General features: G+C 54.1%; 11 protein-coding genes and 1 tRNA gene. 3 read left to right on the forward strand and 9 right to left on the reverse strand.

Annotated features, from left to right (window positions below):
• Positions 1-388: 388 nt before the first annotated feature.
• From F556_RS0110140 to helD, 3 genes are read right to left on the reverse strand one after another with little or no spacing between them, the layout of a single operon-like run.
• Positions 389-706, reverse strand: coding sequence for a DUF1294 domain-containing protein (locus F556_RS0110140; protein WP_245583039.1), 318 nt, complete (start codon positions 704-706; stop codon positions 389-391).
• Positions 703-1,287: a DUF4309 domain-containing protein gene (locus tag F556_RS0110145; protein ID WP_020616835.1), complete on the reverse strand. Its 585-nt coding sequence runs from the start codon at positions 1,285-1,287 to the stop codon at positions 703-705. Before F556_RS0110145 ends, F556_RS0110140 begins: the two co-directional genes overlap by 4 nt.
• On the reverse strand, positions 1,284-3,668 hold the full coding sequence (helD, locus tag F556_RS0110150) for an RNA polymerase recycling motor HelD (protein ID WP_020616836.1): 2,385 nt from the start codon (positions 3,666-3,668) through the stop codon (positions 1,284-1,286). The genes F556_RS0110145 and helD overlap by 4 nt, the downstream gene beginning before the upstream one ends.
• A 234-nt stretch (positions 3,669-3,902) precedes the next feature.
• On the opposite strand from helD, the gene F556_RS0110155 reads away from it, so the two are divergent.
• A complete protein-coding gene (locus tag F556_RS0110155) occupies positions 3,903-4,379 on the forward strand; it encodes a glutathione peroxidase (RefSeq protein ID WP_020616837.1) in 477 nt (158 codons plus the stop codon).
• Positions 4,380-4,446: 67 nt separating this feature from the next.
• On the opposite strand, the gene F556_RS0110160 is transcribed toward F556_RS0110155, so the two are convergent.
• From F556_RS0110160 to F556_RS0110175, 4 genes are all read right to left on the reverse strand, one after another.
• Complete coding sequence (locus tag F556_RS0110160) at positions 4,447-5,508, reverse strand: LacI family DNA-binding transcriptional regulator (RefSeq protein ID WP_020616838.1); 1,062 nt, start codon at positions 5,506-5,508, stop codon at positions 4,447-4,449.
• A 360-nt stretch (positions 5,509-5,868) separates the two neighbouring features.
• Positions 5,869-6,582 carry a YwaF family protein gene (locus F556_RS33655; protein ID WP_020616839.1) on the reverse strand — a complete coding sequence of 238 codons (714 nt, stop codon included), beginning with the start codon at positions 6,580-6,582 and terminating at the stop codon, positions 5,869-5,871.
• Between the two features lie 88 nt (positions 6,583-6,670).
• Positions 6,671-7,354: a response regulator gene (locus F556_RS0110170; RefSeq protein WP_020616840.1), complete on the reverse strand. Its 684-nt coding sequence runs from the start codon at positions 7,352-7,354 to the stop codon at positions 6,671-6,673.
• 4 nt (positions 7,355-7,358) lie between these two features.
• Entirely contained in the window at positions 7,359-8,714 is a 1,356-nt protein-coding gene (locus F556_RS0110175) for a sensor histidine kinase (protein ID WP_211222557.1), read from the reverse strand.
• 194 nt (positions 8,715-8,908) lie between these two features.
• Here F556_RS0110175 and F556_RS0110180 point away from each other — a divergent pair.
• Together F556_RS0110180 and F556_RS0110185 are read left to right on the forward strand one after the other, a co-directional pair.
• A tRNA-Pro gene (locus tag F556_RS0110180) sits at positions 8,909-8,985 on the forward strand.
• 245 nt (positions 8,986-9,230) lie between these two features.
• A complete protein-coding gene (locus F556_RS0110185) occupies positions 9,231-10,274 on the forward strand; it encodes a substrate-binding domain-containing protein (protein WP_020616842.1) in 1,044 nt (347 codons plus the stop codon).
• A gap of 75 nt (positions 10,275-10,349) precedes the next feature.
• Here F556_RS0110185 and F556_RS0110190 read toward each other — a convergent pair whose 3' ends face one another.
• Both F556_RS0110190 and F556_RS0110195 read right to left on the reverse strand, forming a co-directional pair.
• Positions 10,350-11,717: a (Fe-S)-binding protein gene (locus F556_RS0110190; protein WP_020616843.1), complete on the reverse strand. Its 1,368-nt coding sequence runs from the start codon at positions 11,715-11,717 to the stop codon at positions 10,350-10,352.
• On the reverse strand, positions 11,710-13,125 hold the full coding sequence (locus F556_RS0110195; RefSeq protein WP_020616844.1) for an FAD-linked oxidase C-terminal domain-containing protein: 1,416 nt from the start codon (positions 13,123-13,125) through the stop codon (positions 11,710-11,712). Before F556_RS0110195 ends, F556_RS0110190 begins: the two co-directional genes overlap by 8 nt.
• Between the last annotated feature and the right edge of the window lie 87 nt (positions 13,126-13,212).

A 13,212-nucleotide genomic window follows, 5' to 3' on the forward strand; every position in this document is an offset into this window, starting at 1 on the left:
GGACACCACTCCCTCGATGTTGTGTATTCCCTGTCCTAGCGCAGATTGGAATCTGCAGACAAGAGCTGTTACGGAAAAAGAGATGAATTTCGGCTTGCGCCGCGGGGCGCGGCCGTCTGAGTAAGGATGGAAGGGATCACAATTGTGAAGAAGATGTAAAAAAACATGACATAGCGGTGTTTGTGTACATTATACTATAGGATGGACTAGATTGGCACCCCAAAAGTACGAGTCTGCGAAGCTAGACACCCCAAAAACAAGGGTAGGTGTAATGTATTACCCTCTTCTGGCGCAGCCGACGCCTCCCCTCTTGTAAAAAACAGGCTGCTTCTTCCTATATTATCTTGTTTTTCTGGGAGTCAGACAAGGGGGAGTTTACAGCTGTGGCTTATGATATGTCAGGAAGGAAGCGAATCAGTACAAACAAGATGACGCTTGCGTGAACAATCGTGAGTATTGGAATCCCGATTCGGAACGATGGATGCTTGGTCTTGTGCCGATAGGTATACATAGCCCACCAGATTCCCGAGGCTCCGCCAGCAAAAGCAAGCAAAAAAAGGCGTTTCTCCGGAATCCGCCGCTTGCCCGGCCGGCCAGCTTGGCGCTTGTCATATCGCATGACTGCCAAGCCGACAAGACTGAATAACAGCACCCATACAAGCAACAACGCGGGGAGCGGCACTACCTCCAGGACCTCGGTCATCATGCACCCACCTCGTAATAAGCAGCAATGGTTGCTTCATCCTCTGCGTTGGCTGCAAAAACCAGTTCATAGTCTCCCAGTGTGTAATGCAGTGTCCACTGATCTTCATAATAACCGTCATTGGCGTTCTCAACCATGGATCGCACGGTCCCCTGTTCCCCTAATATCTCGCGAATCTCCGAAAAGGTATCGCCTACGGTAACTCCGAACAGCTCAGTCCCTGGTCTCATACCAATGCGTTTGACGCTGCCGGGGGCTATCGAATCATCTTCGCGTAGCTGAGCATCGGTAAAATAGACCACCTCAGGATAGTCAAAGTAAAGACCGCCGGTCAAGTAATCCATAGCTTGTGGCTCTCCCAGCTCCTCCAGCATGCCTTCCGTGTAATCACCGAGACCATAGGCGAAAGGCTCAAGCTTGCCCTCGTAGGCGCTAGCAGGAAAGGGATCGGCACCCGGTGGCAGCTCCGTCTCTGCGTTCACGCTGTCAGCAGGTTCGGCGGGTGAGGTACAGCCGCCGATGATTAGCACGAGCAAGAGCAGAACCAACCAGCAGCGCCGGGGAGCAGCAGATGGGCTTATCATCTGCCCCCCTCCCCATGCACGCTTGCCTGAAATGCTCTATGCGTATAGAGCCCCTCTTCCAGTGTCGTAACGAATCGGCTTGGCTCGCCCACGGACAAGAGCCGCAATTCATGCATAGCTCGCGTACAAGCTGTGTAAAACAGCTTGCGCTCCAGCTCCCGGGTATAATTACGGTCGGAGGCGTCACTGATGACGACCGCATCAAATTCCACCCCTTTGGCGAGGTAAGCAGGAATGATCTGAATTCCGGTCTTGAACGAAGCGGTCTCCTTGCGAATCAAATGCGCCTCAAAGGCCTCAGGCAAGGCAGCGTGCAAGGCTTCGCACTCGGCCGCCGTCCTGCCGATAACAGCAACTGACGCATAGCCTTCCCGCTGCAGTTCCGCTAAAGTCTCGACCAGGGCTGCCCGGTGCTCCTCCCGGTCAGAAACGACAGTCACGATTGGCTTATCGCCACTTCGATTGAACGGAATGATCTCCTGGCCACCGGCAACCATCCCGCGAGTGAATTCGACAATCTCGCGAGTCGATCGGTAGCTGCGAGTCAAGCGGATAATTCCCGTATGCTCCTCGCCATACAGACTGACCAGCGGCGCAGTCTCGCCCATGACAGGCGTATGGGCATAGATCGCCTGATTCAAATCACCCAATGCCGTCATGCGGGCGCGTGGGAACAGCCGCTTCAGGAACTCCAGCTGGAAAGCCGAATAATCTTGCGCTTCATCGACGATTACATGCCGTACATTTGTGTTGGTTTCAAAGCCTTGAACGAGCTCTTTGACATAGAGGAAGGGTGTGGCATCCTCATAAGGCAGGGTCTGATTACGGATGGCTTCTGCGGTTCGCTCACAGATCTCCGCCCATGCTTCGGGGGCTTCCCCGGGTTCTGCTGCGGCTGCGTAGTATTCAGGCTGCTCAAACAGCTGTAGATACAGCTTCACATAATCAACAAAGGACAGGGCTGCCACCCTGCGCCGCACTTGCTTCAGACGCTCTTTTACAATAAGCTTGGCCAGCAGTTCCTTTTCCTTGTCCTGATCGTCAAAGGTATTCAATTTGTCCCGATTCTGCTTGCGGAGTTTTTGGAAAGCCCGTTGGTACTGCTCGGGAGACAACAGCTCGATCTGATCCTCAACCCACGCCTCTTTCCACTGTCCCGACTCAAAAGCTTCAATCCGCTCCTGGATCCATTCCTCTAGCAGCACAATACGGTTGGCAAGTCGGATGGACGGATCCATCGTGTAGAAGCGCTCCTTGAGCTGCTTGGCCGAGACAACCGTCTGCCCCTGGCATTTCACCGGCTTGAAGGGCATACCTGCTGTTTCGAGCTGTTTCACATACCGCTGCAGCGTACTCAAATAAGCCGAAGACGATTTATAACGAATGCCCGCGAGTCTGGCCTCATATCCCGCTGTCGCACCGTCCTGAAGCACATACTCAATCTGCGTGAACGGGTCCTCTACAGCAAAAATGTCACCCAGACGACGATCCAGATACTCCTGGAAGGTAGTCTGCGCCATGTTCTGCTCACCCAGCTCCGGCAGTACCGTAGAAACATAGCTGTTGAAGAGCGGATTTGGGGAAAACAACACCATTTGCTCTGCCTGCAGCGTTTCCCGGTGACGGTAGAGCAGATAAGCGACACGCTGCAGCGCGGCTGAGGTTTTTCCGCTTCCCGCGGCTCCTTGCACGACCAGCATCCGTGTGCGCTCATCACGAATAATGCGGTTCTGTTCCTTCTGAATCGTTGCTACAATCGACCGCATCTGCTGATCACTGCTGCGGCTGAGCGCTTGTTGGAGCAATTCATCCCCAATCGTCAACCCCGTGTCAAATAACAGCTCGATGACGCCGTCACGAATCGCGAATTGTCGCTTAAGCAGCAAGTCGCCATTCACCTCGCCGGACGGGGTATCATATGCCGCTGGTCCTGGACCATGATCGTAATAGAGGCTTGAGATCGGCGCCCTCCAGTCATAGATCAGGAAACGATCCGAGCGCTCCTCCAAAAACGATGCGATTCCTAGATAGATCTGCTCTGTTGCTCCACTGCGCTCATCGCGGAAATCGATTCGTCCAAAATAAGGCGACCGCTCCAGCCGCCGGTATTTATCCATCGTAGCTGCGGCATGGCGCTGACTGCGCTCGCGCTCAGAGAGCAGATCGGCCTGCTGCTTCATGCTGAAGTAAGTTTCAGTCAGATCCTCGCTGGTGCTGAAGTTGATCGTCACTTCGTCCCAGAAGTTCTTTTTGATTTCGGAGGCTTCGGATTGCACGTCCCCCGTTTCCTGTTCTAACAAGGCAAGCTGCCTTGCGATGGCAGCAATCACCTGGTCTACCCGTTGCTGCTCTTCTTGCCAATCTTGTCTGGTAATACTCATGGTTTCCGACCTCTCTTTCTGTGAGTCGTCTAGGAAGGCATCTGCCCCTGCCAGAGCAAGGGCAGGCTTGACTTATTCTTAAGAACACTTTATAATATATGTAGCTGTTTGTTGGTTGTAATTGTAACGGATGGAAGACAGAGCGACCAACTTATACTTTACCATTTTAGGCTTCCGAAAGCAATCAGGAGGCCTTTTTGAACTTTTACTTCTACTATGAGGGGGAGAACGGATATGTCGATTTATGATTTTACTGTGACCACGATTGATGGCGAGATCACCACACTGGCTGATTACAAAGGTAAGGTGCTGCTGATCGTCAACACGGCAAGTGCTTGCGGCCTGACGCCTCATTATGAAGGACTACAACAGTTATACGATACATATCGTGATCGCGGCCTGGCCGTGCTGGGTTTCCCTTGCAATCAATTCGCTGGCCAGGAGCCTGGGACCGAAGCGGAGATCAAATCGTTCTGCGAGCTCAAGTATAATGTCAGCTTCCCGATGTTTGCCAAGGTTGACGTCAAGGGCGAACACGCCCATCCCCTATTCACCCATCTGCTTCAGGAAGTACCGGAGCCTTACCGGACTGGCGAGATTGAATGGAATTTTGTCAAGTTCTTGGTGGATCGGGACGGACAAGTTGTGCGACAGTTCAGTGCTCGCACTGAGCCATCGGCTCTGACAGATGACATCGAGGCGCTACTCTAAATTCTGAACCAAATGGCGATGCCGGGATAAGCCTGGCATCGCCATTTATATATCATTAGCTGAGCAATCACTTGGTGGAAGTAGAGTCACGATAGAGCACCTCGCCATTGATAAGCAGCTTATCGATGGGATCCGATGGCTTGGCGATTCGGGCAAGCAGCCGCTCCACAGCGCGCCTTCCCAGTGTTTCCTTGGGCACGTTGACTGTCGTTAGAGGAGGCCGCGATCGGTACGCATCCTCTATATTGTCAAACCCGGTGACCGCTGCATCTTTCGGCACAGCCAGCCCCAGTGTCTCCAGCGCCCGCAGTACGTGAATAGCAATCATATCGTTGGCACACATCCAGGCCGTTGGCAGTGAACCCGCTAGGCGCATGCTCTCTGCCCAAGTCAGGATTTCAGACTCCGCATCCGGTCCGGTCAGCCCGTCCACGCTGAGCAGCTTGCTTCCGTCAACCGCGCTCGGCCCCAGCTCCTCCTCCACCGCACTGCGAAAACCAATCCAGCGATCCTTGAAGCTGCGGGAGAATTGGTTGCTGCCCACAAATTGCAGCTCGCGGTGCCCCAGTCCAATCATATGTCTGGTCAATCGATACATACAGTCCGTATTGTTGACGAATACCGTATCGGTCGGAATCAGGGCATCCTCGTGGTCTACGAGGACCATAGGTATACCCATCCGGTGCACCTCCAGCAGCAGCGAAGAGGAGATCACCCCGACACCAATTAAGCCCATAATGCCTTTCGGATTTAAAATATCCATGAAGTGATCGACGCTGTGCTCCGAGACGATGAGAATGCCGAGTCCGTCTTCTTCAAGCTTGGCCGAGATGCCGTTGACGATCTTGCCCCAATAGGTTGATTCTCTGGTCTGGAACCGGATGTTGGGCATCAGGACGATGACGATCTTCTTTTGCCGGGTGCGCGGCCTGGTGACCGCAATAGTGGTCTCGGCCGGTTTTTGAATGGTATTGCTCTGCGCAAAGTAGCCGAGCTGGGAGGCCGCCTGGATGACGCGCTCCTTGGTCTGATCGCTGACGCCGCCTTTGCCAGAGAGCGCCTTGGAGACGACAAATTTGGAGACGCCCAGGTAATCGGCGATTTGCTGCATGGAGACTTTTTTGCCCATAATCGTGTGTCAGCCGCTTTCTATAATCAGATGATAATATATTGAGGGTTTACTTAAAAAGAAGCCTACGGTCACGGATCGATCTTCCGATCGCTGTTGTCCCCGGATTTCTGGATTTTCTAACCGCTTTAGCGGTAGAAATCCGGGGACAGCATATGCTTACGAAGCTAGCTTTTCTGCGAAAAGCTTTTAGGCGAACGCTACGCAGCGTATGCTTCCGAAGTCGCTTTCTTGCAGAAAGCGTTGACCAGATTCGATTCCGTGCCTCTTCGGCCATTTTTAAGAAGTCTAACAATTGAATCTTGATGAAAATAAACTAAATATAAGTCTATTTATCTATACCAAAGGCAATCTTAAAAATCAAGCGGCACCGCTATTGGACCGGCGTCGGGGACCTGCCAGTCGGTCGACGAGGCGAAGCATGCCGTACAAGAGGAAGCACAAGGTCCATACAACGAGCTCCAGTTGCAGGAGATACCAGGGCCAGGGAGCAAGTAGATCCAGCATGGAGCCGGTCGCGGGCTTGCGGGCCAGGAACATAAAGTTGCTGCCGGTCCAGAGATTGGCCACGTACGCGGGCACCGCAAGCACATGCAGCCAGCCAATGGCTCGCAGAACCGATCCTGCTGTCGGTCGGTATCTCTCTACAGCCGTCATATAGACGCTGGCAGCAATTATAGCAATATGCGCCACGAAAAAATGCAGGTAACGAAAATGCGGAAACGTGTAATCCAGATTTGGGGTCAAAAGCGCCTGCAGCGCGCCAAGGATACCCAGAAAGAAACATAGCTCATACAACCGCCGTCCGGGTGAGAACAGCAATACAGCAGACAGCAATAGTGTCATGCTGCATAGTTGAAGCGGCCATGCCTGAACACCCCAAGTCCCATTGATGGCATGCCAGATCTGCAACGATATCTCGCTGCCCAGCAGAATAACGGCCAGCGACCACCTCGTGATTCGGCCAAGCCGAGGATGGCGTAGTTGCCGTCGCCAGATTACGATGAGCGTCCAGCAGATAACAGCTGCCGCCAGAGCGGCAAGATGAGCTGCGGAGAGCCACACAAATCCCATTTTTTCGTCACCTCCAACCTGCTTCCATTATTACCAACTCAGGCGGCGATGACCAGTCCCAACTTCCTCTGGTACCGCTTCTTGCACGCTAACGTTTGTCCTGATCCTCTCTTCCGAACAATCCCATCTCGCGAGCCTTGCCTGCCGCTTCCTTGGACCCGCTGAGACCCAGCTTTTTCAGGACATTACCGATGTGATTCTTGACGGTTCGAATTGAAACGAATTGCCGTTCGGCGATCTGCGATTGGGTATAGCCCTGGTCCACTAGCTCCAGCAGTTGCAGCTCTGAAGGGGTAATCAGTGATTTTAGCTTCTCGGTTTCGAATTCGCGTTCCAATTCCTTGAGCCGGCGGAATTCCTCCCGCATCTGCTCTGCCGCAGCGGCGCTGATCGTCGACTTGCGAGCCGAGGCCGAGCGGATGGCTTCAGGCAGACTCTCGTAGTCGGACTTAATCTGGTAATCGATAGCTCCGGCCTGGAACGAACGGAAGATCAGATCCTTCTCCTCCATCGACGTCAGCATGATGACCGGCGCCCCGGTGAAGCTGCCGACTTCTTCCGCCAGCACAACACCCTCGGGATGACCGTGAAGCATAATATCCATCAGCACGACATCGGGCGATGGCGTTCCCGGCTGCAGCGCGTCACGCACAAGCTCGGGCCGGTCAGCCGAAAAGACAACCTCCAGATCCTCCTGCGCTCCCAAGTAGGCTTTTAGCCCCCGGAGCCATTCCTGATCGTCTTCGACGATCCATAGCTTGATCTTCTCCATCCTCTCACCCCTCTATCTTGTCGTCGCCTTGCTTCGCGCGGATTGCACGCTTCGGAAAAATCATCGTTGCGGTTGTGCCTTCGCCATCCTTGCTGCGCAGCAGGAGACGACCGCCATGCTTGCTCATGACATGATACGCATAGGGAAGTCCCAGGCCGAAGTTGGTACCGCTGCCGCTCTTGGTCGTGTAGAATGGCTCGAAAGCCTTGCGTATGGCTTCCTTGGGCATGCCGCCCCCGGAATCCCGCACCTCAATAATGAGTTCACGCTTGGCCTCGACAAGCTCAATTTGCAGCCTCCCTTTGCCCTTCATGGCATCCACGCTGTTGGAAATCAGGTTATTCAGCGCCTCCGACACCTGGGCAGGATCCAGTCGGCAATTCCAGCCCTTGCGTGCACGCACGGTCAGATCGAGCTCCTCGGAGAGCTGGCCATACGGCTTAGCTGTCGTATGAATCAGTTCACCGAGATCCACCTCCGCAGGCTTGACCACCAGATCCTCTGTTCGTCTGTGAACGCGGCTAATCATTTGTTCGATGTGGCGCGACGCTTGCAGGACGGTGTCAATATCCTCCAGCAATTCTTGCTGGTCCGTGGATTTGGCATAGCTGCGGATTTTTTCGCTGAAGAGCTTCGCTTTGCCGATATCATTTTTGATGGCGTGATTAAGAATGGCTGTACCGGAGGTGACCGCCCGCAGCGTTGAATCGAGACGGCGGCGATCGATCAGCACCCGGACACCCAGGAAACCATACGTGAACAGCCCCACAATAAAAATGATAAAGCCCAGTCCGACGAACCACGTGTTATAGACCCACATCCGCAGCATGCCAAAGGTCGGGAGTACAAAGTTAAGCATCATGAATATGAGCGCCGGCGGAAGCACAGCCAGACAAACGACGCCATGCGTGCGCGCCTGCAGGGCATGAACGCTTCGCTTCGTCAGTATTAAGATGGTACCCAACAGCATATAAGGCACCGCCCACCAAACGACAAACCGGAAGGTGATTGGGTACATTTCGTTATAAGGTGGTGTGACGATCAGACTGATTGCAATCGGCACCAGCAGTCCCAGCACGATCCAAGGACGCCGTTTCTGCACCCAGTCCAGAGGACGGTAGGCCAAGGCGAAGAGCAAAAAGAAATACGGTACGCCATAATAGGAACTAACGGAAGATGCCGCCTGCAGCACATATAGCGCTTCGCTGGCTGTTGTTACGCCGTACCGGTCTTCAATGAGCGGGATGATTCGGTCATCCAGCAGCGCCGCCAGCGCTCCCGTACCGCCAAAAAACGCGACCCCGCCCAAACCGCGGTTCACGGCGGAACGGGGATTTGATGCAATCAAAAATACAGTCATCGCCCATAAAGCAAGGATTACGAATAACATGGACTTCTTCCTTCTCCACTGACATTTACAATGCCTTAAGTATACCCTGTTCTTCTTCAGGTTTGAAGCCCGGAACCAAGACATGTCCAGCGTTTTAAAAAAATGTTGCGTTGCGAGGCCTGTCATGTTATGATACATTTCGTGCTTATAAACATGTACTATTTCGGGATGTAGCTCAGCTTGGTAGAGCACCTGGTTTGGGACCAGGGGGTCGCATGTTCAAATCGTGTCATCCCGACCATTACAATGTAGATTCAGCCGCCGATGGCTCATCGGCGGCTTTTTTGCGTCCCATTGAACAATCATGCAACGATTGATCACGCGCATCTTTACTGATCGTATTTTTTATATAAATTTCACTGCTTTATTTTGACTGAATTTTAGTTACTTCTCTTTCGCTTATTCAGTCTTTCACGTACCAATCGAGTTGTACATTTTAGTTGTCCATAGTAAGATTTAGTCAGCTTGTAAGGAGGGATATGCCCTTTGATTAAAATTGAGGACATCGCAAAACACGCTAATGTATCCAAATCCGCCGTGTCTCTCGCGCTGAATGGCAAGCCCGGCATCAGCCCTCAGACGCGAGCCAATATTTTACGCATCGTGAAAGAGACCGGCTACATCCATCGCGCCAGCCGGACAGGAAAAACGGGCAAGGCAGGCAGTACCCTGCGCTTTGTCGCATGTACCCATGCCGGTATTGTCTTGGAGCATTTTAATCAGCAGCCATTTTTCATGGAACTGATTCATTATATTGAGGATAAATGCCGCAAACGCGGGATCTCGCTCCTTGTCCACGCACTGCCAGCCGACGAGGCTGAGAGAGGAATTGCCGCTCTGGAGCAAGAGCAAGCTTCGCAAGGCATCATCCTTCTCGGCACAAATTTGACGTCCGCTCAAGTCGAAGCGATTGCAAGACGTCACCGCAACCTGATCATACTGGACACCTGCCACGACACGGTCAGCGCCAACTTTGTTGTCATGAACAATACTCAAGGCGCGCATCAGGCGGCACACTATCTGGTGGAACAAGGACATCAGCGCGTCGGCTTGGTGCAGTCTCATGTGCGGATGCACAATTTTGACGCTCGCCAGCAAGGGTTTCATCTTGCCTTGGCCGGAGCGGGATTGAAGATAGCCGAGTCAGATATTTTCGCCGTGTCGCCTACCGTTGTTACGTCACAATCCGTCCTAGTAGATACGTTCCGGGGACGCAGCCATGATCTGCCGACTGCCTTGTTCTGCGAATGCGACTATATTGCCATCAGCGTCATAAAATCGCTTGGCGAAATAGGCCTGCGGGTACCCCACGATATCTCGGTCGTAGGCTTTGACAACATTCACGAATCCGTCGTCATCTCTCCGGAGCTGACAACCATTCATGTCGAGAAGGAAGCCATGGCGGAGCTGGCAGTTGCCCGGTTGATGGAGCCTCCCCTCCAATTGACGGGAATCACCAGCAAAACCGTGGTCGATACCCGACTGGTAGTTCGAAAATCCGTCCGGCCCCCGCTTGACACGGCATACTAACCTCAGGGACTTTGCTCATCATATTAAACATTAGACCGCCGATGAGGATCGGCGGCCTGCGGTGATTGTAGAGCTTTATAGCTGCTTAACCAGCCTCTCATGAAGAAAGTCTACCAGATGTTCTACTTGGCGGCTCCCGCCACAGCGGTGTTCGCCAAGCTTCATCTGCAGCAGACAACCCGGATTGCTAGTCAGCACATGCGTGGCGCCGGTTGTCTCGACCTGGGCCATCTTGCCCTCGAGCAGACTGGCCGCCATCTCGGGCTGCGTTATATTATAGATACCCGCTGAACCGCAGCAGCGGTCCGCCTCGGGAAGCTCGACATAAGCAACGCCTTCAATTTGCCGCATCAAGGTGCGCGGGGCATCTGCAGATCGCATGACATTGCGCAGATGGCATGAATCCTGATAGGTAATCCGCACCTGTTTATCCCCATCTGCAGCAGATTCGAGAAAACGGGGAATCCGTCCGTAACGGACAAGAAGGTCACTGATGTCCATCACGCGCGAGGCGAACCACTTCGCATCAGCTTCCCACTTGTAATCCTCATGTAGCAGATGATCGTACTCTACCAGAATAGCGCCGCAACCGCCTGCATTGGTGGCGATGTAATCCACCCCGGCTTGTTTGAATGCCTCAATATTGCCACGTGCCAGCGAACGCGCCTCCTCCGGCTCGCCGCTGTGCGCATGCAGTGCACCGCAGCATTGCTGTGCCTTCGGAATGACCACATCGAACCCGGCCTCTGTTAACAACTCAACGGTCTTCACATTGGTATCTGTGAACATAACATCCATAATGCAGCCCCGAAACAGACCAACCGTACCGATCCGCTCTCCCTTGGCGCGATGCCTGTCGCCGATTCGTTCAATGACACCCTGACCGCTTGCCGGTGGCAGGATCGCCTCCATCTCCGCCAGATGGGAAGGCAGCAGCTTCATCAGTCCGCTCCCGCGAGCCAGACGCTGGAGGCCCGAGCGCTGGTAGAGCGACATCGCTCTGCCGAGCAGCTGCATGCGCTCCTGCTTCGGAAAGACGCCGCGGAACATCGTTTTGCGCAGCCCCTTTACCCACCAGCGATGGCTTGTCGTATGATCCTCAATGGCATCTCTTGCCTGCTCAATAAGCTGGCCGTATTTGACATCAGCCGGGCAGGCAGGCTCACAGGCACGGCAGCCGAGGCAATGGTTCATCTGCTCCTCAAAAGCGGCATCCGGATCCATGAGACCATCAGCTACCGCCTTCATCAGGGCGATGCGGCCTCTCGGCGACTCCGCCTCAATGCCCGTCTCCCGGAATGTAGGACAGGCGGGCAGGCAGAACCCACAGCGCATGCAATTGGTCAACTGGTCTTCATCCAGCCGCAGCTGCAGCTTCTCGGCGAGCGGATTCAGCTTGGTGATCGTTCCGGTTCCAGCGGATTGCTGTCGGTTCTCAGCCACGGTCGATTACCACCCTTCTGCGTGCGGACTTGGCGAATAGCTTGCCGGGGTTGAGGAGGTGATGAGGATCAAAGGTATTCTTGATGCCCTGCATGAGCGCCATTCCTTCCACTCCTACCTTCCACTCCAGATAAGGCGCTTTGACCAGACCGACCCCATGCTCACCTGTAATCGTACCACCAAGCGCGATCGCCGCTTCAAAAATTTCGGCAAATGCCTCCTCTACCCGGTGAATCTCCTCCGGGTTTCTGGCATCGGTCGTCGCTGTCGGATGCAAATTACCGTCACCGGCGTGTCCGAATGTGCATATATTCACCTCGTACTTGGCGGCGATCCGGTTGATCTCCAGCACCATGTCGGCAATCTTGGAGCGGGGCACCGTCGCATCCTCCAGAATGGTCGTTGGCCGCAGCCGGGCCAATGCCGTAAAAGCACTTCTTCTGGCGGTCAGCAGCTTCAGTGCCTCCGCCGCATCCTCTGCCACCGTAACCCGGTCCGCATGCTCGTTGCGGCAAATGGAGGCCATCAGGGCAATGTCCCGCTCCACCAGCTCCGGCTCGCCGTCTTGTTCAATCAACAAAATTGCCGCCATATCCAGCGGCAGCCCCAGCCCGGCGAATTCATCCACGACCCGAATGGTGGGATTGTCCAGGAACTCCAGGGTGGCAGGGATAATGCGGTTCTCAATAATCTTGGAAACGGTGCGTGCCGCATCATATAAATCGCTGTACATTGCCAGCATCGTCTTCTTGGCTTTGGGCGGTGGGATGAGCTTCAACGTCGCTTCTGTAATGACGGCCAGCGTTCCCTCCGATCCAACCAGCAGCTTCGTCAGATCGTAGCCCGCCACATCCTTCATGAGCTTGCCGCCGGTTCGGATGATCTCGCCACTGGCAAGCACGGCTTCCAAGCCAATGACGTAGTCCTTGGTCGTTCCGTATTTGAGCCCGCGCAAGCCGCCCGAGCATTCAGCAATGTTACCACCAATGGTGGAGATGGCCATGCTGCTTGGGTCGGGAGGATAGAACAGACCAAGTGACTCCACATGGGTAATAAACTGCTTGGTAATCAGGCCTGGCTGCACGGTCGCCGTCAGGTTCTCCAGATCCACCTCCAGAATCCGGTTCATCCGGTGCATGACCATGACTACGCCACCCTGCACCGGCACAGTCCCCCCGCACAGATTAGTGCCAGAGCCGCGGCTCACCAGCGGAATCCGGTGCTCGTGCAGCACCTTCATGACCGCCGCTACCTGCGCTGTGTCCGCCGGATAGACAACGGCATCAGGCAAGGCCTGGAGCATCGGCGTCCCGTCGTAGGAGTGGGTGACCAGGGTCTGGGAATCATCTTTGTATCCATTGGTGCCAAGCACCGCAATCAGCGCGTCTCTAACCTCTGCCTTCAACACTGCTGCTTCCTCCTCGCATCCATGATGACCAGGCCCAACAATTGATCAGGTCATCTGATGACTTTTGTTTGCGTTAAGTATACAATA

Origin of the sequence: Paenibacillus daejeonensis DSM 15491, from assembly GCF_000378385.1 — a bacterium.
Taxonomy (GTDB): Bacteria; Bacillota; Bacilli; order Paenibacillales; family Paenibacillaceae; genus Paenibacillus_D; species Paenibacillus_D daejeonensis.